The 22,218-nt window shown below is 61.7% G+C and carries 19 protein-coding genes; 10 read left to right on the top strand and 9 right to left on the bottom strand.

Translation table 11 applies throughout. The features are described from left to right. Window positions 1-18: 18 nt before the first annotated feature. The 7 genes from sppA to MUN46_RS02865 form a co-directional block, all read right to left on the bottom strand. A complete protein-coding gene (gene sppA, locus MUN46_RS02895) occupies window positions 19-1,824 on the bottom strand; it encodes a signal peptide peptidase SppA (RefSeq protein WP_243376848.1) in 1,806 nt (601 codons plus the stop codon). Window positions 1,825-1,971: 147 nt separating this feature from the next. After that, window positions 1,972-2,394, bottom strand: coding sequence for an RNA polymerase-binding protein DksA (gene dksA, locus MUN46_RS02890; protein WP_237977860.1), 423 nt, complete (start codon window positions 2,392-2,394; stop codon window positions 1,972-1,974). 139 nt (window positions 2,395-2,533) lie between these two features. After that, window positions 2,534-3,520 carry a CobW family GTP-binding protein gene (locus MUN46_RS02885; RefSeq protein ID WP_243376846.1) on the bottom strand — a complete coding sequence of 329 codons (987 nt, stop codon included), beginning with the start codon at window positions 3,518-3,520 and terminating at the stop codon, window positions 2,534-2,536. A 21-nt stretch (window positions 3,521-3,541) separates the two neighbouring features. Next, window positions 3,542-4,747 carry a class I SAM-dependent rRNA methyltransferase gene (locus MUN46_RS02880; RefSeq protein ID WP_243376845.1) on the bottom strand — a complete coding sequence of 402 codons (1,206 nt, stop codon included), beginning with the start codon at window positions 4,745-4,747 and terminating at the stop codon, window positions 3,542-3,544. Further along, window positions 4,740-5,639, bottom strand: coding sequence for a diaminopimelate epimerase (gene dapF, locus MUN46_RS02875; protein WP_243376844.1), 900 nt, complete (start codon window positions 5,637-5,639; stop codon window positions 4,740-4,742). Before dapF ends, MUN46_RS02880 begins: the two co-directional genes overlap by 8 nt. Before the next feature lie 2 nt (window positions 5,640-5,641). Further along, window positions 5,642-6,526: a lysophospholipid acyltransferase family protein gene (locus MUN46_RS02870; protein ID WP_243376843.1), complete on the bottom strand. Its 885-nt coding sequence runs from the start codon at window positions 6,524-6,526 to the stop codon at window positions 5,642-5,644. Continuing rightward, window positions 6,519-7,403 (bottom strand): lysophospholipid acyltransferase family protein, encoded by an 885-nt coding sequence (locus MUN46_RS02865; protein WP_243376842.1) that lies wholly within the window; start codon window positions 7,401-7,403, stop codon window positions 6,519-6,521. Before MUN46_RS02865 ends, MUN46_RS02870 begins: the two co-directional genes overlap by 8 nt. Window positions 7,404-7,655: 252 nt before the next feature. Here MUN46_RS02865 and metK point away from each other — a divergent pair, with 252 nt between their 5' ends. From metK to ahcY, 3 genes are all read left to right on the top strand, one after another. Next, on the top strand, window positions 7,656-8,837 hold the full coding sequence (metK, locus tag MUN46_RS02860) for a methionine adenosyltransferase (protein WP_243376841.1): 1,182 nt from the start codon (window positions 7,656-7,658) through the stop codon (window positions 8,835-8,837). A 110-nt stretch (window positions 8,838-8,947) separates the two neighbouring features. Further along, window positions 8,948-10,258, top strand: coding sequence for a tryptophan--tRNA ligase (locus MUN46_RS02855; protein WP_243376840.1), 1,311 nt, complete (start codon window positions 8,948-8,950; stop codon window positions 10,256-10,258). Between the two features lie 37 nt (window positions 10,259-10,295). Beyond that, window positions 10,296-11,702 carry an adenosylhomocysteinase gene (ahcY, locus tag MUN46_RS02850; protein ID WP_243376839.1) on the top strand — a complete coding sequence of 469 codons (1,407 nt, stop codon included), beginning with the start codon at window positions 10,296-10,298 and terminating at the stop codon, window positions 11,700-11,702. Here the strand turns inward: ahcY and MUN46_RS02845 are convergent. Beyond that, complete coding sequence (locus tag MUN46_RS02845) at window positions 11,690-12,292, bottom strand: 5-formyltetrahydrofolate cyclo-ligase (protein ID WP_243376838.1); 603 nt, start codon at window positions 12,290-12,292, stop codon at window positions 11,690-11,692. The genes ahcY and MUN46_RS02845 overlap by 13 nt on opposite strands. Window positions 12,293-12,382: 90 nt before the next feature. On the opposite strand from MUN46_RS02845, the gene MUN46_RS02840 reads away from it, so the two are divergent. The 5 genes from MUN46_RS02840 (at window position 12,383) to MUN46_RS02820 (ending at window position 17,390) form a co-directional block, all read left to right on the top strand. Continuing rightward, window positions 12,383-14,440, top strand: coding sequence for a lytic transglycosylase domain-containing protein (locus MUN46_RS02840; RefSeq protein WP_243376837.1), 2,058 nt, complete (start codon window positions 12,383-12,385; stop codon window positions 14,438-14,440). Then, window positions 14,437-15,537, top strand: coding sequence for a tRNA nucleotidyltransferase/poly(A) polymerase-related protein (locus MUN46_RS02835; protein ID WP_243376836.1), 1,101 nt, complete (start codon window positions 14,437-14,439; stop codon window positions 15,535-15,537). Before MUN46_RS02840 ends, MUN46_RS02835 begins: the two co-directional genes overlap by 4 nt. Then, a complete protein-coding gene (locus tag MUN46_RS02830) occupies window positions 15,534-15,911 on the top strand; it encodes a dihydroneopterin aldolase (RefSeq protein ID WP_243376835.1) in 378 nt (125 codons plus the stop codon). Before MUN46_RS02835 ends, MUN46_RS02830 begins: the two co-directional genes overlap by 4 nt. 3 nt (window positions 15,912-15,914) lie before the next feature. Continuing rightward, window positions 15,915-16,847, top strand: coding sequence for a tRNA 2-thiocytidine(32) synthetase TtcA (gene ttcA / locus MUN46_RS02825; RefSeq protein ID WP_243376834.1), 933 nt, complete (start codon window positions 15,915-15,917; stop codon window positions 16,845-16,847). A gap of 87 nt (window positions 16,848-16,934) precedes the next feature. Beyond that, window positions 16,935-17,390, top strand: coding sequence for a CBS domain-containing protein (locus MUN46_RS02820; protein WP_243376833.1), 456 nt, complete (start codon window positions 16,935-16,937; stop codon window positions 17,388-17,390). 53 nt (window positions 17,391-17,443) lie between these two features. On the opposite strand, the gene rsmI is transcribed toward MUN46_RS02820, so the two are convergent. Continuing rightward, window positions 17,444-18,352, bottom strand: coding sequence for a 16S rRNA (cytidine(1402)-2'-O)-methyltransferase (gene rsmI, locus MUN46_RS02815; RefSeq protein ID WP_243376832.1), 909 nt, complete (start codon window positions 18,350-18,352; stop codon window positions 17,444-17,446). Window positions 18,353-18,465: 113 nt separating this feature from the next. Between rsmI and MUN46_RS02810 the strand changes: the two genes are divergently transcribed. Together MUN46_RS02810 and MUN46_RS02805 are read left to right on the top strand one after the other, a co-directional pair. Then, entirely contained in the window at window positions 18,466-20,298 is a 1,833-nt protein-coding gene (locus MUN46_RS02810) for an ATP-binding cassette domain-containing protein (protein WP_243376831.1), read from the top strand. A gap of 53 nt (window positions 20,299-20,351) precedes the next feature. Further along, a complete protein-coding gene (locus MUN46_RS02805) occupies window positions 20,352-22,187 on the top strand; it encodes an AMP-dependent synthetase/ligase (protein ID WP_243376830.1) in 1,836 nt (611 codons plus the stop codon). Window positions 22,188-22,218 lie beyond the last annotated feature (31 nt).

Below are 22,218 nucleotides of genomic sequence, written 5' to 3'. Positions count from 1 at the left end.
TCTTGCAGGGGCAGGGGCTTACAGCCTGGGCTCCCAGGGCGTCTGCGCCCTGACTTCGACCGTGCGGCCCCGGGCCGCCGCATCCATCGTGCTTGAACCCGCGCGCAGAAACTCCAGTGCGCCTTTCAGCCAGGACGGCGCGGCGCTGCCCTGTGCGCCGGAGAGCATCATATCGGCGATGCTCTGGGTGGCGGCGGGTTGCAGATACTTCAACTCTGCGTCTCCTTTAATGCCCGCCAGCTTCGAGGCCTCTGCCACGGCTGCGCCAAAGTTGCCCAGCTCGTCCACCAGCCCCCGCTGCTTCGCCTGGCGCCCTGTCCAGACCCGCCCCTGCCCGACTTTGTCAACAGCGGCCGTGGTCATGCCGCGGGCTTCGGCGACCCTTGCAAGGAACTTGGCGTAAGTGTTGTCGACCTGCAGCTGCGCGGCCTGCAGCTCATCGGGCCCGGGCCGAGCGATCAGCGAGGCCTCGCCGCCCTTTTCTTCCGTCTTCATGGCAGAAACGCCCACGCCAAGGCGGTCAAGCACTTTCTCAAAGGAAGGCATGATCCCGAACACGCCGATGGAGCCCGTGATGCTGAGCGGGCTGGAGACCACCTTGTCTGCCGCGGTCGAGACCCAGTAGCCGCCCGAGGCCGCCATGTCCCCGAAATAAGCGACGACCGGGCGTCCGGTTGAGCGGAATCCCTTCAGGGCCTCGCGGATCTGCTCCGCAGCCACTGCGCTGCCCCCTGGAGAATTGATCTGGATGATCAGAGCCTTGAGGCTGCTGTCGGCCTGAGCGGCCTGAATCAGGGGCACAAGGCTCTGGGAACTCGCCTTGCCTGTCCCGACCGGGCCTTCGGTGATTTCGCCCTCCAGGGTCACGACGCCGATTTTAGAATCGGAAGCAGCGCTGCCGGAAGCGGCGAGCAGGTACTGGTCAAAGCCGGTGAAAGCGTCCTCGCAGCCGTCCTTCACACACGACTTCCCGGCCAGCCGGCTCCGGAGATCGCTCCAGCTCGACAGCGCCGTGATCATCCGGGCATCGGCAGCAGCCTGAGCCGCGTCGCCGTTGTGCTGGCGCAACAGCTCCAGGTACCCGGAAATCCAGCGGTGGACTGCACCGGCAGGCATCCCCCTGGCCGATTCCATCAGGCCGGCGAGTTGCTCCCATTCGTCCCCCATCCAAGAGCGCTGGGCTTCAACCGCCTCTGGGCTCGGGCCTGAACGCGTATAGGCCTCGGGGGCGCTTTTGTAGGCGCCCGCCTTCACGACACTTACCGTGATCCCCAGCCGGTCGATAAGCCGCCCCCAGTACAGGCCGGAAGACTCCAGTCCCCGGAGCTTCACCTCCCCCATGGGACTCATGTAAGTCTCATCAGCGCTCGAGGCTATCGCCCAGCGCGCCTGGCTGTAGGTGTCCGCCCAGGCGTAAACCTTCCGTCCGGTTTTCCGAAACCGCTGGAGGGCATCGCCGATTTCCTGCACGGACGCCGGACCGGCGGAGGCAAGGCCGTCGAGCCGGAGCACAACCGCCCGGATCCGCGGGTCCCGGGCCGCGAGGTCAAGGGCTTCGGTCACGTCGGAAATGGTGGTTTCTTCCACGCTCTGGCCCATGACCTTTGAAACTACGCTTCGCCCCGTGCTCAGCGTCGAGGAAGACATTACAAGAGAGCCGTTCAAGGGGATCTCCAGAATGGTGCCCGAGGGAATTCCCGGCGTAGAAAAAGCAAGCCAGACCACCGCGGCGATCGCCAGCAAGACCAGAAGGAACAGCAGATTGGCAGCCGCCCGGCGGGCCGTATCAATCCCCCGGTAAAGCGCTTTGAGCAGACGAAGCATTCCTCTCTCCCGATCCGGCAGCCAGCCTGTGCGGCCGCTGCCGCCTCCCGGGGTGGATTTCCCGCGGGAGGAATCCTAAAAACAACGGGAGCCATCCCTTTGTGCTGGGGAGCTCCCGTTTCTGACGCAGCCTCTGAAGCCCGGGCTTCAGTCGTTGTACATCTTCTGCTTGATTTCGCGGCGCTGCTGGGCTTCCAGCGACAGTGTGGCAGTCGGGCGCGCAAGAAGCCGGGCGATGCCAATGGGCTCTCCGGTTTCGGCGCACCAGCCGTACTCGCCGTCATCGATGCGCTTGAGAGCTGCCTGGACTTTCTTCAGCAGCTTGCGCTCACGATCCCGCGTCCGCAGCTCCAGTGCATGCTCTTCCTCGATGGTAGCCCGGTCATTGGGGTCGGTCGCAGTCTGGGTCTGCCGCATGCTTTCAGTAGTTTGGCCCGCATTATGGCGAAGCTCACTTTCCATTGCCTGCAGCCGGGCGCGAAAGAAATCAAGCTGCGCTTCATTCATGTAGTCATCGTCTGACATACTGAGAAGCTCTTGTTCGGTGATGATCTTCTTTTTTGTTGCCATTTCAAACTCGCTGTAAGCCTGCCGTTACCTATTGCTCTTTTCCGGGAATTTCTATTTCCGGGAGGGGGTATTTAACCACTTTTTCGTCCTTTGGGGGAAGTTTTTTCAGTTTTTTTCTTCCCTCCGCCCCGGCGCTGCCTCAGCACAGGCAGGCGTCCAAACCCTTGATGAGCGCCTCTTTCGGGAGATTCCTTCCAATAAAGACGAGCTGGGTCGCCGGCTTGCCTTCCCAGGGCCCGAAGGCCTGGGTGCCGGCCACCATGTGCACGCCCTGAAGGACGACCCGGCGGTCTGCGCCCTGGAGATAGAGAATGCCCTTGTAGCGCAGCAGATCCGGCCCGTAGACATTCACGAGCGACATGAAGTAGTGCTCAAAGCGCTGGGGATCGAACGGCCGGTCCGACTGATAAAGAAACGAGCCGATCTCATCGCTGTGGTGGTGATGGTGGGCCCCGGTGAGGAAATCCGGTGCCACGTTGAGCACATCGCTCATGTTGAAGCCCTTAATGTTGATCACCACGTCGACCGGGCAGTCGCCCATGTTGACCTCGCGGATCTCCGCATGGGGGTTCATCTGGCGCAGCCGTCCCTCCAGGTCCTTTGCCTTGGCGGCGTCCACCAGGTCCGTCTTGCTCACGAGAATCCTGTCGGCAAAGCCCACCTGGGACTGCGCCTCCGGCTGCTTGTCGAGCGTAGCCCCGCCGTTCAGGGCATCAACCACAGTGATGACTCCGTCGAGCCGGTAGTAAGCGGCCACCACGTCGTCCATAAAAAACGTCTGGGCAACGGGACCAGGGTCGGCGATTCCGGTCGTTTCGATGACCACCCAGTCGAACTTGGCCTCCCCGCGCTCCTTTTTGCGGCGAAGATCCGTCAGAATGCGGGAAAGGTCCCCGCGGATGGTGCAGCAGATGCACCCGTTGTTCATGGAAACGATCTGCTCGGCCTCGCTGTGCACCAGCAGTTCATCATCGATGCCCGCTTCACCGAACTCGTTTTCAATGACGGCGATCCTGTGCTTGTGGTCTTCGTGCAGAATGCGGTTGAGCAGCGTGGTCTTGCCCGCGCCAAGAAAGCCTGTCACGATGGTTACAGGAATCAAGGAATCGAAAAAAGCGTCCGACATTTCAAAGCCTTCAAAAAATCTTTAAACCAGCTTAAGGTGAAGCCCCTTCAGGTACTCGCCCTCGGGGTAGGTCATCAGTAGCGGGTGATCGGCCCCTGCTCCAAGCCATCCCGCCAGCCAGGCATCGACGCCGGCGTCCTGAACGGCACCGGCGATGATTTTCTGGAACAGTTCGCGGCTGATGGCTCCGGAGCAGGAAAAGGTCAGGAGATGACCGCCTGGGGACAAAAGCTTGAGTCCATTCAGACTGATGTCCTTGTAGGCTCTCGCAGCCCGCTCGACATGATAATGACTTGACGCAAACTTGGGAGGGTCGAGGACAATGAGGTCATAGCGCCTGCCGGACTCTCGCTCCCTGCGCAGAAAATCAAACACATCGGCCTCCACCCACGAGAGGGACTGTCCGTCAAAACCGTTTCTTTCCGCGTTTTCGCGGGCAAGCGCCAGAGCCTCCCCGGAAGAGTCCACGGAAGTGACGCTTTCCGCGCCGCCCTTCATGAGGGCAAGTGAAAATCCGCCGGTGTAGCAGAAGCAGTTCAAGGCCCTCAGGCCCCTGCCGTTCTTTTCCCGAAAGTTCTTCGCCAGCCTTTGAGCGAGCAGGCGGTTTTCCCTTTGGTCAATGTAAAAGCCCGTTTTGTGCCCGATGCGCACATCTACGCCGTACTCAACGCCGTCCTCTGTCACGGTGATTTCCCGGGGCGGCTCTTCGCCGCACAGCAACCCGGCCCGTTTGGGCAGCCCCTCGCGGAGCCGCACAGCGGAATCGGACCGTTCGTACACGCCGCGGCTGCCTGTGATCCCCATGAGCATCTCAGCCAGCTTCCCGCGGCGGCTTTCCATGCCTGCAGAGAGAATCTCGCAGACCAGATAGTCCCCGTACCGGTCAACGATCAGTCCCGGCAGCTGATCGGCCTCGCCGAAAACGAGCCGAACTGCAGTCGTCCTTGAGGCCAGATCGGCGCGGGCCCCGACGGCGGCGCGCAGCTTCTGCTCAAACCACCGCTCGTCGATCACGTCATCGGCGCGGAAAGACCAGCAGCGGGCGCGGATGGCAGAAGAAGGAGACCAGGAGGCCCATGCAAGAAAGCGGCTGTCGTGCGCCGTCACCCGGACCAGATCCCCGGGCCGGGGTTCTCCGGAAACCCTCGCCACGGCGGATTCGTACACCCAGGGGTGACGTTTCAGGAGGGACTTCTCGCGCCCTTTTTTCAGCACCACTTCAAACATGATTTGCTCCTTTGGCGGGCAGCCCGGCCTCCGGGATATCGACCTCGCCTTCAAAAACGATGGCCGCCGGGCCGGTGAGATAAACGGGCCGGGGCTCGCCGTCCGCTGCCTGCCACTCAATGAGGAGGCGCCCGCCGCGGGCCTGGATTTCGACGGCAGAGTCAAACAGCCCCCTTCGCATTCCCGCCACGGCTGCCGCGCAGGCGCCGGTTCCGCAGGCCAGCGTCTCGCCGGCGCCTCTTTCCCACACCCGCAGCCTTGCGCTCGAGCGGCTCAGCGGCTGCAGAAAGCCGACGTTTACGCGCCTGGGGAAAAGGGGGCTGTTCTCCAGATCCGGGCCGATCTCGGACACACGGGCTTCATCGACGTCGCCAACTACCATGACGGCGTGGGGATTGCCCATGGAAACCAGGGAGACCCAGCAGTCCTGCCCACCGGCCCGCACCTCCCACAAGGTATCCGTCCCGCGGGAAAGGTGAGATACGCCCTGGCAGAGAAACGGCAGCTCATCGGGCTCAAAGCGGGGAAGCCCCATGTTCACCCTGACGCGGCCGTCATCGCAGAGCCTGGGCTCGATGACGCCCTTCATGGTCTCCACGCGGATGGAGCGCTTGTCTGTCAGGCCCTTTTCAAAGACGAACTTCGCGAAACAGCGCGCTCCGTTCCCGCACTGCTCGACTTCGCCCCCGTCCTGGTTGAAGATCCGATAGCGAAAGTCCGTGTCCGGCCTCGAGGCCTTTTCGACCACCAGGATCTGGTCAGCGCCGACGCCCATGTGCCGGTCGCCCAAAAAGCGGATCTGATCCGCATTCAGATGAAAAGCGCTTCGGGTGCAGTCGAGGACGACGAAGTCGTTGCCCGCACCCTGCATTTTTGTAAAGTGGGTTTTCATAGTTAATAGACGGAAGGCTCTCCTTCCGGTCTCGTTTTAAACCTTCTGTGCGTCCAGAGGTACTGATCAGGAAACCTGCGGATCCAGCCTTCCAGCTCGCGGTTGATTCTGGCGGTGTCCGCCACGTAATCGCGCGTCGGGAACCCTTCCATTCTCTTCAGGTGCACCGTGTAGCCCTCGGCGGTCATCTCGGCCACGCACCACAAAACGGCTGCCCCGGTGAGTCTCGCCAGCCGGGACACCATGGGAATGGTGGCCGCCTGGACTCCGAAGAAGGGGACGAAAACGGAGTTCTTCCTGCCGTGATCCATGTCCGGAAGGTAATAAAAGGGAAGACCCTGGCGCATCGCACGAATGACCGGCCTCAGATCCGAATGCCCGCTTTTGGGAATCAGCACGGGGTTGCTGAAGCGAAGCCTGCCCTTCAGGCAGGCTTCGTCCCATGCTGCGTTGGCCTGCTTCTGATACAGGGAGACGCCGCGGACATAAGTATTAAAAGCTATCCCCGCCGCCTCGAGCCCAAGAAAATGCGGCGAGACAACGATCAGCGGCCGGTTGGCCGGGTCTGTCACAAGCTCCAGGCCCTCGAAGCGGACCAGGCGCTGCACTTCCTCGCGCGAGCCTTTCCATAAGACTGCGTGATCCAGCGCCGCCCGGCCGGCATTCTCATAAGTCCTGCGGGCCAGGTCCCGCCTTTGCTTCTCGGAGAGCTCGGGCATGCACAGCTTCAGGTTGGTGAGCGCGATATGCCTTCTCTTCGGGACTGCAAGCCACAGCACATTTCCCAAAAGCTTTCCGAGCGCCGCGCGCGTCCTCAAGGAAGTGCCCGACAGCAGGCACAGCAGCCGGATGCACAGCTTCGCTGTGTAAAAATAAAACTTATCCATGGCGAGCCTCACTTTCCTGCGGCGGCCTCTGCACCCCCGAGGGGCATTTGTAGCGGTTGTAGCTCCACAGGTACTGTTCCGGAATCCGGCGGATCACTCCTTCGAGAGCCCTGTTCATCGCCGCGGCGTCCTTGTTCAGGTCGCCCGTCAGGTCTCCCTCCCAGCGGCGCGCGTCGATCACCCAGCCCCTGCCGGGGACGCGCCGCCCCCAGGCTACGATTCGGATGGCATTGAACTGCCGGGCCAATTTGAGCGGCAGCGTCATCGTATAAGCCTTCCTGCCCCAGAAATCCGCCCACACGCCTTCCCCCTTCGAAGGGACCTGATCGGGAAGAACACCCACGATCTGTCCATCCCTGAAGGCGCGCACCAGCTCCCGAACGCCCTTGAGATCGGCCGGAGCCGGCACGATTCCCGGAGTCTCCCGGCCCTTTTGCACCGCCGGGCGGAGAATGGCCTTGCGCGGCGTACGGTACAGGATGGCCATATAGCGCCCTTCGGCCTGAAGGTGCCTTTGCGCAAGCCACACCGGAGTGATTTCAAAGCAGCCGATGTGCGGGGTCATAAACAGAACCGGGCGGCCGCTGGCGAGCGCATCGGCAATGAGGCGGTCGGCCTGCTCGGTCGCCTTCACGTACTGCATGAGCTCCCGGTGAGGGCGCTTCCATATCCAGCCCGACTCAATGGCCTGCATTCCCAGCTGCCGGCTCACCTCGCGGGCCATCGCCTCGGGCTGGTAGCCTGCCTGCCTGAGGTTTTCGTTCATTCTCCGGCGGAATCTCGGAGCGCAGCGCCAGACCACCTCCCCCAGAAAACCGCCTATCGGGTGGAGGATGCATAAAGGAATGACGGAGATAAGCCAGAGCACAAAGCGCATGTCGCCACTTTATCGGCCGCGGGCCGGGACCGCGGGAAGCAATAAGCTAATACTTTAGCCAAAAACGCCGCCCGCCGGCCGGACCGAAGCAAAAAAATTGGAAAAGAATATAATTCTGCCACTTCGCCGAGTTAAGAAGACAACTTGCGGGGCGAAGTGATGTTTGATCTATACCGCTAAAGCGTCAGCGCATGCCCGGTGCGGCTGCAAGCGTGGACGCTTTCCCGCTGAACCGTACATATGGAGCATGCAATGGGAAGCAATTTTCTTTTCACATCTGAATCTGTGAGCGAAGGCCATCCTGACAAGGTGGCCGACCAGATCTCGGATGCCGTTCTGGACGCCGTCATCGAGCAGGATCCGATGGCCCGCGTTGCGGCAGAGACGCTGTGCGCCACCGGCCTCGTCGTTCTTGCCGGTGAAATCACCACGACAGCCAACGTCGATTACATTGGCATCACCCGTCAGACCCTGAAATCGATCGGGTATGACAACACCGAGTACGGAATCGACCACCGCGGCTGCTCGGTCCTCGTCGGCTACGACAAGCAGTCCGCCGACATCAGCCAGGGCGTGGACAGCGCGAGCGACGACCCCCTTGAAACCGGCGCCGGCGACCAGGGCCTGATGTTCGGCTACGCCTGCGACGAAACCGACACGCTCATGCCGGCCCCGATCTATTATGCGCACCGGCTTATGCAGCAGCAGTCCATTCTCCGCAAGAACGGGACGCTGCCGTTCCTGCGGCCGGATGCGAAGAGCCAGCTGACCTTCCGCTACGTGGACGGGCGCCCCTCCTCCATCGACACGGTCGTCCTTTCGACCCAGCACTCCCCGGAAATGAGCGACGGCAACAGGATGAAGCCCGAGTTTACGGAGGCCGTCATAGAGGAGATCATCCGGCCCGTCCTTCCGAAGGAATGGATCACCGGTGAAACGAAGTTCCTCATCAACCCGACCGGCCGCTTCGTCGTGGGCGGCCCGCAGGGCGACACCGGCCTTACCGGGCGCAAGATCATTGTCGACACCTACGGCGGCGCCTGCCCGCACGGCGGCGGAGCCTTCTCCGGCAAGGATCCCACCAAAGTGGACCGCTCGGCGGCGTACGCCTGCCGCTATGTCGCCAAAAACATCGTCGCCGCAGGCCTTGCCAGCCGCTGCCAGGTGCAGGTGGCCTACGCAATCGGCGTCGCCCGCCCGATGAACATCACCGTTCGCACCTTCGGCACCGGCCGCATCCCGGATGAGGAAATCTCGAGAATCGTGGCCGAAACCTTCGATCTGCGTCCCGCCGGCATCATCAAGATGCTGGACCTCCGGCGCCCGATCTACTTCAAGACGGCCTGCTACGGCCACTTCGGGCGCGAAGAGCCGGAATTCACCTGGGAGAAGACGGATAAGGTCGATATCCTTCGGTCCAAGGCGGCTCTTTAACCGTTAAACTTTAAGCCGCTTCTGGTGAAGGCCGGCGCTTGAGGCCGGCCTTCGCCTTATCTGATCCTTCGACGCCGGCTGCGTCAGTTCCGTTCATTTCAGGACTTTCCATGAAAAAACGCGTTCTAACTGGAATCACCCCCTCGGGCACCCTTCACCTCGGCAACTATGTTGGAGCCCTGCGGCCCTGCATCAATCAAAGCCGGAATCCGGATCTCGACTGCTTCTATTTCCTGTCGGATCTGCACGCTCTCATCAAGTGCCAGGATCCCGAGCGGCTCGAAAGGTCCCGCCTGCAGATTGCCGCCACATGGCTGGCTGCCGGTCTCGATCCCGAAAAAGTGACTTTCTACCGCCAGAGCGACCTGCCGGAAACCACGCTCCTGGCATGGCTGCTGACCTGCTCGTGCTCCAAGGGCCTGATGAACCGCGCCCATGCCTACAAGGCGGTCGTCGAAACGAGCGAGGCCGCGGGCGAGGATCCTGACGCCAAGGCAACCATGGGGCTTTTCTGCTATCCGATCCTGATGGCGGCCGACATCCTCATCTTCAACGCTGATCTCGTACCCGTAGGAAAGGACCAGATCCAGCACCTCGAAATGGCCAGGGACATCGCGACACGCTTCAACAACACCTACGCGCCGCAGGGGAAGCCCTTCTTCCACATGCCCTACGCGCTTGTCGACGAGTCGCTCGAGCTTCTGCCCGGCACAGACGGAAGGAAAATGAGCAAGAGCTACGACAACGTGATCCCCCTGTTCGAAGGCGGCTCGAAAGCTCTCAAGGAAATGGTGAGCCGCATCGTCACAGATGATCGCAAGCCCGGCGAGCCTAAGGACCCGGACTCCACCTCCCTGACGCAGCTCTACAAAGCCTTCTCCACCCCCGAACAGTACGCACTTTTCCGCGAAGAGCTGAAGGACGGTCTGGGATGGGGAGAGGCAAAAAACCGGCTTTTCAATCAGATCGAGGGGGAAATCGGCCCGATGCGCCCCCGCTACGAGAAATTCATCAGCGAGCCTTCCGTGATGGAAGACATCCTTCAGGCCGGCGCCGCCAAAGCGAGGAAGCTTGCAGCCCCGTTCGTGGCAGAACTCGTTGAGGCCACAGGACTGCGCTCCTTTACCCAGTTCAAGGGCAGCGCGCATTCCCTGGGCGTCCGCAGGGAACCTGCCAGGAGCCGGTCCGCCGGCTTCAAGCAGTACCGCGAGCAGGACGGAACCTTCGGCTTCAAGCTTGTGGCCGCCGACGGAACCGTACTGCTGGAAAGCGCGGGCTGGAAGAGCGGCGCGGAGGCCGGCAGGGCCGTCTCGCAGCTTAAGAAATCCGGCCTTCAGGCCCTGGACACTCTCGCAGCGGTGAAGATTCCGCAGGGAGTCACCCGCGAACAGCTCGCCGCCGCATTCAGCTCGCTTGCCTGAGCGGCCTTTTCCGAAGATTCTGAACAGAGGACGAAAAATGACCAAACAGTACAGCCACGAATTCTCAGTGGCGGATATGGGGCTTGTCGAATGGGGCCGCAGCGAAATCCGCATCGCTGAAACCGAAATGCCCGGCCTCATGGCGATCCGCAAGGAGTACGAGGGCCGCAAGCCCCTGGCGGGCGCGCGCATCTCCGGCTCCCTGCACATGACCATCCAGACGGCGGTCCTGATCGAGACCCTCCTGGACCTCGGCGCAGAGGTCCGGTGGACTTCCTGCAACATTTTCTCAACTCAGGACCACGCGGCCGCAGCCATAGCCGACGACGGCGTATCGGTTTTCGCCAAAAAAGGCGAGACGGTGGAGGAATACTGGGAATACGCCCACAAGATCTTCGAGTGGCCCGACGGGGGCTTTTCCAACATGATCCTTGACGACGGCGGAGACGCCACCCTGCTCATGCACCTGGGCAGCGCAGCCGAAAAGGACCGCTCCGTGCTCGACCACCCCTCGAGCGATGAGGAAAAAGTCCTCTTTGCCTCGATCCGCAGGCACCTCGAGGCCGATCCCCGCTGGTATTCGGAAAGGGCGTCGCGCATCAGGGGCGTGACCGAGGAAACCACCACAGGCGCCCACCGGCTCTACCAGCTTGAAAAGAACCGGCAGCTGCTGTTCCCCGCAATGAACGTCAACGATTCTGTCACGAAGAGCAAGTTCGACAACATCTACGGCTGCCGCGAGTCCCTGGTCGACGGCATCAAGCGTGCGACCGACGTCATGATCGCTGGCAAAATCGCAGTGGTAGTGGGCTACGGAGACGTCGGCAAAGGCTGCGCGCAGGCTCTCCGCGCCCTTGCCGCGCAGGTCTGGGTCGTGGAGGTCGACCCCATCTGCGCGCTGCAGGCGGCTATGGAAGGCTACCGCGTCGTGACCATGGATTGGGCGGCGGACAAGGCCGACATTTTTGTGACTGCAACCGGCAACTGCAAGGTCATCACCCACGAGCATATGCTCAGGATGAAAAACGAAGCCATCGTCTGCAACATCGGTCATTTTGATGCGGAGATCGATGTCGCGTCCATGCGGCAGTACCCCTGGCACAACATCAAGCCGCAGGTTGACGAAATCGAGCTGCCGTCAGGCAACCGGATCATCCTTCTCGCCGAGGGGCGCCTCGTGAACCTGGGATGCGCTACCGGTCACCCGAGCTATGTGATGTCCAGCTCCTTCGCCAACCAGGTTCTCGCGCAGATCGAGCTCTACACCAAAAAGGACCAGTACCCGGTCGCGGTCTACACGCTTCCGAAAATCCTGGACGAAAAAGTTGCCCGGCTGCAGCTCACCCGTTTCAACGCTCAGCTGTCCACGCTCACCCAGGAGCAGGCCGACTACATCGGCGTGCCGGTGAACGGCCCCTTCAAGAGCGACTCCTACCGGTACTGATCCGGGCCGGAGCGTCCTGAGACCGGGCGGACTCCAAGCTCGGTGGCGACCCAGTCAAACGGGACGTCGTGCGCGGCCGGCTCGAACAGGCCGTCCGCTCTGCACGCCTCATAGGCGACGGCCAGCGTCCTCGGTCGACCGGCAGGATTTTCCAGCATTCGGTCGAAGCAGCCGGCCCCGTAGCCCAGGCGGAAGCCCTGCGACGTAAATCCGACGCAGGGAGCGATGACCAGATCGGGGAAGGCCTGGCGCTTCACCCTGGGCACCTTCGTGTGGAACACGTCCTCGACCAGCTCCTCTCCCGGCCGCCAGAGGCAGTAGGCCATGCTTTTGCCCTTGCCGACTACCGGCAGAGCGAGGCCCCGGCCTGATTTTCGGGAGGCCCAGGCGGACAAGGCGGGCAGCAGATCCGGCTCGCAGTGGATCGGGGTGTAGAACCCCACCAGAAAAACATCTTCCTGCGTCTCAAGCCACGCCCTGACGTGCTCCGCCAGCCTCGTCCCGAGTTCTGGGTGCTGGAGGACGAGCTGCCGCCTTCTTTCCAGCAGCTCCGCCCGCAGTTCTTTCCTTCCGTTCAGTTTGTTTATCATTAACATCCCCATGCTCGCGCTGGCGGCGCGGCTCTGGGAGTCCCGGCCGCCGCCCTGTTCGCCGCGCATTCGACATTTGCTGAATAAAGAATGAATTTTAAAGATATCGGGCTGCTTTTTTCCGCCTGTCTGCTGGCAGCCTCGAGCCCGTCCGCCCAGAGCGCGCCGCCTGAGGCCGCCCGGTTTCCGCAGACGGCGCCGGCCTCGCCCGCCTCGGGCTTTCCCTCCGGTGACTTCCTGTTCCAGGCCTATCCCAGAACGGCCCAGGACGACGCCTTCGCCGCCTTCATGGCGGGCCGCCGCACGGGAACGCTTGCCCCCGAAGACAAGGCCTCATACGCCGCCCAGCTTCAGAATTACCCGCTGTCAGACTACATCGTTGCCTGGAATTTTTACGACGCCGTGAAGGCTGATCCAGCCGACGAAATCACCCTAGAGCAGGCCCTTGCCTTCATCCAGGACCACCGGGGCGAATACGTCGCTGAAAGACTGGGCACCGACCTCGCCCGCATTTACGCGCCCAAGGGCCGTTCTGAAGTCTTTCAGAAGCTTTACGCGCCACTGCAGTGGAACAAGGAAGAACCCGACCTCAAGGTCTGGAACGAGGTCTTCCGCCTGAAGCAGGGCGAAGGCAGTGCGGGCGAAGCCTGCGGGCTGCTCGCCACCGCCCCGAGCCTGCGCTCCGACTACAGCTCTGCGCTGGCCGATGCCGTGCTGCAGCGCAGCCCCGGCCAGGCCTGGCCCGTCGCTTTTCTCCTGATCCAGGGGCGGAACCTGACCAAGGCCCGCCAGATCGCCTCTTCCTACTCGCAGCTGAACCCGGGGGAGGTGTCTTCGCTGTTTTCCAATCCCTCGGGATTCCTCGAGGACACCCCTGCCCCAGACAAGGACAGCTTCATCGCGGCCATCCTTCTGGAAGGGCTCAAGGATCCGGACGCAGCGGCCGAATCGCTGGCCGCCATGCCGTCCGGAGCGCCTCTTTCCGCGCAGGATCTGGATCTGCTGTGGAATTTCCTGGGATACCGCCAGGCCCTGAACGGAGATTTCGGCAGCGCCCGCCTCAGCTTCTCAAAGGCCGCGTCCATGCAGCCGAACGGCGCCCTGTACCAGCCCGACGCCGTGGCCGAGTGGCGCGTCCGCTCGAGCCTCGCGCTGAAGGACTGGGGCGGAGTGGAAAGGGCTGTTTCCCTCATGAGCCCGTCCAGGAAAAGGGACGAGGGCTGGCAGTACTGGCTTGGAAGGGCTCGTTGGGAGACTGACCGGAAGGCCGACGCCGCGGACATTCTCACCCCGCTTACGAAAAAACACAGCTATTACGGAAAGCTCGCCTGTGACCTGCTGAACCAGGACTATCCGGGAGAACGCCTCCCAAAGCCCGGCATCAGCGAGGCAGACGTCAGGCAGTGGATGCAGAACCCCAGCATTATCAGGGCCATCATGCTGCGGCGCCTGCGGCTGTATTCCATGGCCTCGAGAGAGTGGAACTGGGCGCTGCGGGGGGCGAACCAAAGGCAGCTGGCCGCGGCGGCCGAATACGCAAGGCGCATCGGGCTGGCCGATCGCATGATTAACACCGCGGGAAAGCTCTCTGACGAAGTGTTCCTCTCGCAGCTTTCCTTCCCTACTCCGTCGCTCGCCATGGTTTCGCGCATTGCCTCCGAAGCCCAGGTTCCAACCGCCTGGGTCTACGGCGTCATCCGGCAGGAGTCCAGGTTCATGCCCGCCGTGTCCTCCGGGGCTGGCGCCCGGGGCCTGATGCAGCTGCTGACGGCCACTGCCAAATGGACGGCGAAACAGTATGGCGTTTCATCAGACCCCGCCAACCTGGACGATCCGGCCACCAACATCACGCTCGGCAGCTACTATCTGAAATTCCTGAACGATAAATTCAGCGGGCAAAAGATACTGGCCACCGCCGGCTACAACGCGGGCCCCGGCCGCTCCGTCGCATGGCGCGCGAGGCTTTCCGCTCCCATGGAGGGAGCCGTTTTCGCGGAGCTCATTCCCTTCAGAGAAACCAGGGACTATGTCAAGAAAGTCCTGGGCAACACGGCCGAGTATCAGCGTATTCTCGAGCCCTCCCAGTCCCGCGGAACCCTGAGCGGACTACTCGGGACCATTTCCCCCGCAGGAGCAGAGCAGCCGTGAAACCTCAGATTTTCATCGTCGGCGGATACGTGAGGGACCTGCTCCTTAAAGAGGAGGGCTATGACGTGACCCCGCAGGACCGGGATTTCGTAGTGGTGGGCGCCACGCCGCAGTACATGGTCCAAAAGGGCTTCCTTCCCGTGGGAGCAGATTTCCCCGTCTTTCTTCATCCCAGAACTCATGAGGAATACGCCCTGGCACGGACCGAGAGAAAAACAGGCCCCGGCTACCATGGCTTCACATTCCACGCCTCTCCCGAGGTCACTCTCGAGGAAGATCTGGAGAGGCGGGATCTGACCATCAACGCCATCGCTATGGACAGCCTCGGACGCTTCATCGATCCGTGGGGCGGCAGAAAGGACATCAGGGACAGGATCTTCCGGCATGTCAGCTCCGCCTTCCGCGAAGACCCCGTGCGCATCCTGCGGCTCGCCCGGTTCAGCGCCAGGCTGCCGGACTTCCGCATTGCGGAGGATACCTGGAGGCTGCTCGAAGACATGGTCCGCAGCGGAGAAGCCGACGCTCTGGTCCCGGAAAGGGTCATGCGCGAACTTTCCAGGGGACTGATGGAAAAAAAGCCCTCGCGGATGATCCGCGTCCTCTCCCGCTGCGGTGCGCTCGAACGCGTCATCCCGGGTCTGGAATGTGAAGAAGAGATCCTGCACTGCCTTGACGAATCCGCCAAAGCCGGCGCAGCCCTGCCCGTTCGCTTCACGATCCTGCTCAGCCGCAGCGGCAATCGCGCCGGCGGCATAGCCCGCGGGCTCAGGACTAACGGCGAACTGCAGGGCATGGCCGATCTGGTCTCCAGATGCCTGCCCGGCGTTCTGAGCCCTCCGACTGCGCATCAAGCTGTTCAAATATTTGAAAAATCAGATTTTTTTAGGCGCCCAGAACGGCTTCGGAACCTGTTGGTGGCGGCCCGGTTCCTGGGCAGCCGCTGGGGAGGCAGGTGGGAGGCCGCATCGGCCGCAGCGAAGTCCGTCGTCCCTAGGGATGTCGTCGCCCAAACCGCCGATCCGTCGGCCATCCCGCAGGCCATCCGCACCGCGCGCGAGCGGGCCGTCGAAACCGTTCTGTCCGGAGAACCGCAATGACAACACTGCCGGAAATCGCCGCGGGATGCATCCGCATTTTCATCGAAGACCTCAGAGTCGAGGCCCGGCTGGGCATTTATCCGAGGGAAATCAAAAGCCCGCAGACCGTCCTGGTCACCCTCGAAGTCTGGATTCCGAGAGCCCGCCTGGACGATGCGATCGAGAATACCGTCAATTATGACGATCTCTGCGACATCGCCCGGCAGGTCCTTCAGAGCGGCCACCTCAATCTTGTAGAGAGCGCCGTTGAAAAAATGCTCGCCCGGCTCGCCGCCCTGCCCGGCGTGAAGGCGGCGCGAGTCTGCTGCCGCAAGCCGCACGCCGTGCGCGGGGCCCGCGCGGCCGGCGTCGAAGCTCTTTACATAAAGGAGTGATCCATGACGGACACAATGATTCCCATCCGCCCGCTGAGCCGGGAGGAAGAGCCCGGTTCCAAAGGAACTGTTGTACAGGCCGCCCCGAAAGTCAAGAAATCGGTTGAGGCCAAAAAGCTTGAAAAAAGGATCGTCCGGCTCACTGGCCAGGCAATCTGCGACTTCGGCATGATTGCGGAGGGCGACAAGGTCGGGGTCGCAATGTCCGGCGGCAAGGACAGCTACGTGCTGCTGGAGACGCTGCTCAAGCTGCAGAAGCGGGCACCGATCCACTTCGACATCATGGCGATCAACGTTGACATGAACATGCCGGGCTTCCCCCACGAACTGCTGCCGGAGTACTTTCGAAAAATCGGTGTCCCTTATCACATTGAGCGGCAGGACACCTACAAAACCATTCTGAAACTCATCCCCACCGGGCAGCACATCTGTTCGCTCTGCTCTCGGCTCAGGAGAGGCATTCTCTACTCTGCCGCCGACCGTCTGGGCATCACAAAAATTGCGCTGGGCCACCAGATGGACGACATCGTGAGCACGCTGCTGCTCAACATGTTTTACAGCGGCAGACTCAAAGGAATGCCCCCCGTGCTGCGCAGCGACGACGGCCGTCACATCGTGATCAGGCCCCTCGCCTATGTCCGTGAATCGGAGACCGCCCGATGGGCTAGGCTTCAGGGCTACCCGCTTATCCCCAAAAATCTCTGCGGGCTGGCGGAAAACAAAAAGCGGCATGAGATCAAGGAAATGATGAAGCGCTGGAACCGGGAGGACGGCGACAGGCTGTACAACATTTTCATGAGCATGACGCGGGTCACCCCCTCGCACCTGATGGATCGCACCTTATGGGACTTCAGCAACTTCAAGGCCCTCGCGCCGGACACTCCGCCGCTCAAGCCCCGGCGCTCCAGGAGCGGAGAGAAATCCCAATCGCGTTAAAATAATCGTCCATGCCGCCCGGGATCTCCTTACCCCGCCGCGGCGGCTGACCAGCTTGTTTATCTTTCTGTTGGAGAGGCAGAGAACATGCGCGCACGTTCCATGAAAGTGATTGATCTCGCGGTTCATCCCGTGGAAACCATCACCGCTCAGGTTTCCATCCGCGACTGCGCCAAGGCCATGCGCTCGCATCATGTCGGCAGCCTTGTTGTCGTCAACGAGAAAAACGAACCCACAGGAATGATCACGGACCGCGACGTCGCCATCGAGGTCGTCGCGACCGGCCGGGACGCCGATGCGACAAGCGTGGGAGAAGTCATGTCCTCCCCGGCAGTGGTCACGAAGGGAGAAGAGAACATCATCGACGCACTGGCCCGCATGCGTGAATTCGGCATCCGCCGGCTCCCCGTCGTGGACGGCGAAGGAAAACTCGTCGGCGTGGTGACCAATTCCAACATGCTCGAAGAGCTTTCCATGATGCTCGACAGCATCGTGAGGGACATCAAGTCCTCCAAAACCCGCGAGATCGCAGAAAGGCCCTGAGCCGCCCGATCCGAAGCAGCCGTATCATCTCGTCCTGCCGTCCCACAGGCGCTTCAGTCTCGCTTCTGTTTGAGCTCGCAGAGCGTCTTATAGGCCTGCTCGCGAGCCACGCCGGTCACTTTCGAGACGATTGAGGCGGCCTTCGACAAGGGAAGCGCCTCGGCGATTGCCGCGGCCCACGCGGCGGAGCGTTCGTCCAGACCTTCGGGCTTTTTCTCTGCCTGATCAACGAGGACAACATACTCCCCGCGCGGCTCGTGCTCCTGCGCCCAAGCCGCCAGCCCTGAAGCTGGAATTGTCGCAAAAGACTCGAATTTCTTCGTAATCTCCCGGGCCACAACGACCCTGCGCTGCGGCTCGAGGCACTCCGCCAGATCCTTCAGCAGATTCGTGATGCGGTGAGGCGCCTCATACAGCACAAAAGCGTCCCCCCTGCGGGCGAAATGCTGCAAGGCCTCCTTCCTCGCCTTGGCCTGCGGAGGAACGAAACCGACGAAAGTGAAGGTTTTCGCCTGAAGCCCGGAGCCTGAAAGCGCCGTGATCACTGCGCTCGCCCCGGGAATCGGAATGACGCGAAAGCCCGCGTCGAGCACAATACGGGCGACCAGAGCCCCCGGGTCCGAAACCGCAGGAGTCCCTGCATCTGTGACCAACGCGACCCTGCGCCCCTCTCTGAGGCTGTCGATGATGCGCTGCGCCCCCGTCACCTCATTGAACTCGCGCACTGAAATTTCCGGGGTGGTGATGCCGTATTTCATCAGAATTTTCTGGGTCTGGCGGGTATCCTCAGCCGCGATAAAGTCGGCCAGCGCGAGCACCCAGAGCGCCCGGATCGTGATATCAGCCGAGTTCCCAATAGGCAGCCCCACAATGTAGAGGGCTCCTTCGGGGAAGGCCTGCCCGCCCACTCCGGAGATGTCAACAAGATCCCTGCCCTTCCATGATTCCAGCGGTTGTGCCATCGAAAATCCCCTCCTTGTGCAGAAAGACTGCCTGCGCTCAGGGCAAGATCTTAAGCCATTTGGATTTTGCCCCTACAATGGTCCCTGTTGTCAATTCCATCTCTTTGTCTTAGATGCCGAACACACTTCTTACGCTAAGAAAAGCCTCTCTGGCCTATGGTGACGTCCCTCTTCTCGACAATGCGGAGCTTTCCATCGCCGAAGGGGAAAGGATCGGGCTGATCGGGCGCAATGGAACGGGGAAAAGCTCCCTGCTCCAGGCCCTGGCCGGAGAAATCAGGCTCGACGACGGAGAAAAGCAGACCAAAGACGGCCTGAGAATCGTCCGGCTGCCCCAGGAACCCGACCTTCCTGCGGCCCCTACGCTCAAGGAAAGCCTGATCCTGCGCGCCCATTTTGATGAGGAGGACTCCCGAACCTACTGGCAGCAGGTCGCCTCGCTGGATGCCTTCCTGCAAAAGCTTAAGGTGAACCCGGACATCGATCCGGCCAGGGCCTCCGGCGGAGAGAGGAAAAAAGCAGCCATCGCCCTTGCCTTTGCTCAGTCCCCGGATCTTCTGCTGCTCGACGAGCCGACCAACCACCTCGACATCGACGGCATTCTCATGCTGGAAAGCCTCATCAAGGAAACCTGCAGAAACAACCGGGCCCTCGTCGTGATCACCCATGACCGGGCGTTTCTCGACGATGTCTCCACGAGGATCGTGGAGCTCGACCGGGGGATCCTGAGATCCTATCCCGGCAATTTTGCGGCTTACGAGCAGCATAAAAGCTACGAGCTCAGCATCGAGGAGACGTCCAACCGGAAGTTCGACAAATTCTGGAGACAGGAAGAGGTCTGGATTCGCCGGGGCATCGAAGCCCGAAGGACGAGAAACGAAGGGCGGGTGAGGCGCCTCGAGCGGCTCCGCAGAGAGCGCGAGGCCCGGCGCGAGCGCATGGGGCGGGTGACCATGTCGATCGACTCTGGAGAGAAAAGCGGACGGCTGGTGGCCGAGCTGCGGGGGATTTCAAAGTCCTTTGGCGGCAGGCAGGTAATCAAAGGACTGAATTTCCGGCTGATGAGAGGGGACCGGCTCGGACTCGTAGGGCCGAACGGGGCCGGGAAAAGCACCCTCATCAAGATTCTTCTCGGGCAGCTTCCGCCCGATCAGGGAACGGTCAGGCTGGGAACCAACCTGCATATTGCCTATTTCGACCAGCTGCGCGCCCAGCTTGACCTGAACAAAACTGTGGCCGATACGATCGCCCCCGGCAGCGAATGGGTTGAGATCGGCGGAGTCAGGAAGCATGTCAAAAGCTACCTGGCCGATTTTCTTTTCTCCCCGAGGCGAGCAGACTCCCCCGTGTCCGCCCTGTCGGGCGGGGAGAGGAACCGCCTCCTGCTGGCCCGGCTTTTCGCGCTGCCCGCCAACCTGCTGGTGCTCGACGAGCCCACAAACGACCTGGACATAGATTCGCTCGAGATTCTGGAGCAGACGCTCGCCGACTTCTCTGGCACCCTGATCCTCGTCTCGCATGACCGCCGCTTCCTCGACAACACCGTCACCCAGGTCCTGGCAGCGGAGGGCGGCGGCGTGTGGCATGAGTACGTCGGCGGCTACACCGATTGGTTAAAATACCGTCGGCCGGTTCCTGCAAATCCAGAGCCGGCTGAGAAAAAAGCTCCCGTCCTCCCGGCACGGCCCGCGCGGAAAAAAGCCCTCCGCCTCACTTACAGGGAAGGCAAGGAGCTGGAGTCGCTGCCAGGGGATATAGAGGCTCTTGAGCAGGAACAGGAAAAACTTATAGCAGCCATGGCTGACCCGGGCTATCACCGCAGCCCCGTGGAGCAGATCAAGGCGGACCGCGTCAGGCTCGATGAACTGCCGAAAATCCTGGAGCGCAAGTATGCGCGCTGGGAAGAGCTTGAGGGCAAGAAGAAGGCGGCAGAGGAAAACTCCTAGCCCCGTCCAGTGCTTTCGGGCGAGTTTTCCCTGCTTTTTGAAGGACGAAAAAAGTGAGCAACACGACTGCGGATCGAATTGCGCTGCTGAAAACCGCAAGGGTTTTACCGGACCTGATCAACAACCGGCTCAAAGTTGCACCCGATGACGAGGCGCTGCGGCAGTACGACCGCACGGCCGGCAAATGGAACAGCTACAGCTACCGGCAGCTCGCCGACCGGATCCTCGCATGGCGCCGGGCCTACGCGGCGCTCGGGCTTGCGCGGTGCGCCAGGGTCGCCATCCTGCTGCCGAACGGAATCGATGCTGTCTGCGCTGACCAGGGCGCTCTCTCCAACGCCCTCACCCCGGTGCCGCTGCATGCCATCGACACTCCAGGGGCCTGCGCCTTCATCCTGATAGACTCTCAGTCCTCGGTTCTCATCACCAGCAAGCTGAGCCGCTGGCAGGCGATAGCCGCCAAGCAGATCCCAATGCCGGACCTCAAGCACGTCGTCTTCACGGAAGAAACGCAGCTGCCCGCCGGTTCCGGCTCCGGCGTGCGCCTGCACACCCTCGAGCAGTGGCTCAAGGACGGGGCCGGCATTCCTGACTCAGCCCTGACGGAGTCGCCAGAACCGGAAGATCTCGGCGCCATCGTCTACACATCAGGCACTACAGGAAGGCCCAAGGGGGTCATGCTTACCCACAGAAACTTCCTGACCAACGTGGTTGACACTACCGACTGCCTCACCCCCGTAGCGGGCGATGTGTTCTTGTCCTTCCTGCCCCTTTCCCACACGTTTGAAAGGACCCTGGGATACTATCTGCCCCTCGGCATGGGCTGTACGGTGGTCTACAACCGCTCCATCATGCTGCTGGCCGAGGACTTTAAGGTTGTAAAGCCCACCGTCATCATCTCTGTTCCCCGCATCTACGAACGGACCTACGCGAAGATTCAGGCCGTTCTGACCAAGAAGGGCCCCTTTGCGCAAAAGCTATTCGACTGGGCCGTTGAAGTCGGCTGGAGAAAGTTCTGCCGCAAAAACCGCCTGCCGGTTGAGCACAGCCCGCGTGAATTCCTCGATCCGATAGTGAGCAGGACGCTCACAAGGCGCGTTTCCCAAATGCTGCTGGATCAGTTCGGCGGCCGGCTCCGCGTGGCCATTTCCGGCGGGGCTGCCATCAGCCAGAAGGTTGCCAAGGTTTTCTGCGGGCTGGGGATGTCCGTCATTCAGGGCTACGGCATGACGGAGACCTCGCCGGTGATCGCCGGCAATAACCTGCAGGACAACCAGCCCCGGACCGTGGGCCATCCATACGCTTCCGTGCAGGTGCGCCTGGGCGAGGGCGATGAAATACAGGTCAAGGGACCAAGCGTCATGCGGGGATACTGGAACCGGCCCGACGCCACCAGGGACGCCTTCACTGCCGACGGCTGGCTGAAGACCGGAGACGTAGGGACGATCTCGGAGGACGGCCATCTGTACATCAAGGGCCGAATCAAAGAAATCATCGTCACCTCGACAGGCGAGAAGGTGCCTCCCGTCGACCTTGAGTCCGCCATTGAAACCGATCCCCTTTTCTCTCAGACCTTCGTCGTCGGCGAAAACAAGCCCTACATTTCGCTTATCGCCGTTCTGAACCCCGAGGAATGGGAGAAGCTCGCACGCAGCCTGAAGCTCGACCCCCGCGATCCGGAAAGCCTCTCCGCGGCGCCGGCGAGACAAGCCGCCCTGAAGCGCGCCAAGGCAGCGGCCGCAAGCTTCCCGCACTACTCTCTCCCCCGCGCCGTCACGCTCAGCCTTGGGCCGTGGACCATCGACAACGGGCTGCTCACCCCCACGCTGAAGCTCAAGCGCGGCCCGCTGAGCACAAAGTTTGCGGAAGCGATCAAAAAGATGTATTAAAAATACCCTCTTTGCCGATCACACGCTCCTG

This window comes from Mesosutterella faecium, from assembly GCF_022809315.2.
Lineage (GTDB): Bacteria > Pseudomonadota > Gammaproteobacteria > Burkholderiales > Burkholderiaceae_F > Mesosutterella > Mesosutterella faecium.
Note: the sequence above shows the minus strand (reverse complement) of the source record. Positions and strands in the feature narration are given on the sequence as shown.

Bases quoted from the DNA above. Each gene is read 5' to 3' on its own strand.
- ahcY (WP_243376839.1), top strand. From the start codon at position 10,296: ATGACCAAACAGTACAGCCACGAATTCTCAGTGGCGGATATGGGGCTT.
- dksA (WP_237977860.1), bottom strand. From the start codon at position 2,394: ATGGCAACAAAAAAGAAGATCATCACCGAACAAGAGCTTCTCAGTATG.
- MUN46_RS02880 (WP_243376845.1), bottom strand. From the start codon at position 4,747: ATGTTTGAAGTGGTGCTGAAAAAAGGGCGCGAGAAGTCCCTCCTGAAA.
- dapF (WP_243376844.1), bottom strand. From the start codon at position 5,639: ATGAAAACCCACTTTACAAAAATGCAGGGTGCGGGCAACGACTTCGTC.
- sppA (WP_243376848.1), bottom strand. From the start codon at position 1,824: ATGCTTCGTCTGCTCAAAGCGCTTTACCGGGGGATTGATACGGCCCGC.
- MUN46_RS02870 (WP_243376843.1), bottom strand. From the start codon at position 6,526: ATGGATAAGTTTTATTTTTACACAGCGAAGCTGTGCATCCGGCTGCTG.
- MUN46_RS02885 (WP_243376846.1), bottom strand. From the start codon at position 3,520: ATGTCGGACGCTTTTTTCGATTCCTTGATTCCTGTAACCATCGTGACA.
- ttcA (WP_243376834.1), top strand. From the start codon at position 15,915: ATGACGGACACAATGATTCCCATCCGCCCGCTGAGCCGGGAGGAAGAG.
- MUN46_RS02830 (WP_243376835.1), top strand. From the start codon at position 15,534: ATGACAACACTGCCGGAAATCGCCGCGGGATGCATCCGCATTTTCATC.
- MUN46_RS02820 (WP_243376833.1), top strand. From the start codon at position 16,935: ATGCGCGCACGTTCCATGAAAGTGATTGATCTCGCGGTTCATCCCGTG.
- MUN46_RS02845 (WP_243376838.1), bottom strand. From the start codon at position 12,292: ATGATAAACAAACTGAACGGAAGGAAAGAACTGCGGGCGGAGCTGCTG.
- MUN46_RS02855 (WP_243376840.1), top strand. From the start codon at position 8,948: ATGAAAAAACGCGTTCTAACTGGAATCACCCCCTCGGGCACCCTTCAC.
- MUN46_RS02810 (WP_243376831.1), top strand. From the start codon at position 18,466: ATGCCGAACACACTTCTTACGCTAAGAAAAGCCTCTCTGGCCTATGGT.
- MUN46_RS02865 (WP_243376842.1), bottom strand. From the start codon at position 7,403: ATGCGCTTTGTGCTCTGGCTTATCTCCGTCATTCCTTTATGCATCCTC.
- metK (WP_243376841.1), top strand. From the start codon at position 7,656: ATGGGAAGCAATTTTCTTTTCACATCTGAATCTGTGAGCGAAGGCCAT.
- rsmI (WP_243376832.1), bottom strand. From the start codon at position 18,352: ATGGCACAACCGCTGGAATCATGGAAGGGCAGGGATCTTGTTGACATC.
- MUN46_RS02840 (WP_243376837.1), top strand. From the start codon at position 12,383: ATGAATTTTAAAGATATCGGGCTGCTTTTTTCCGCCTGTCTGCTGGCA.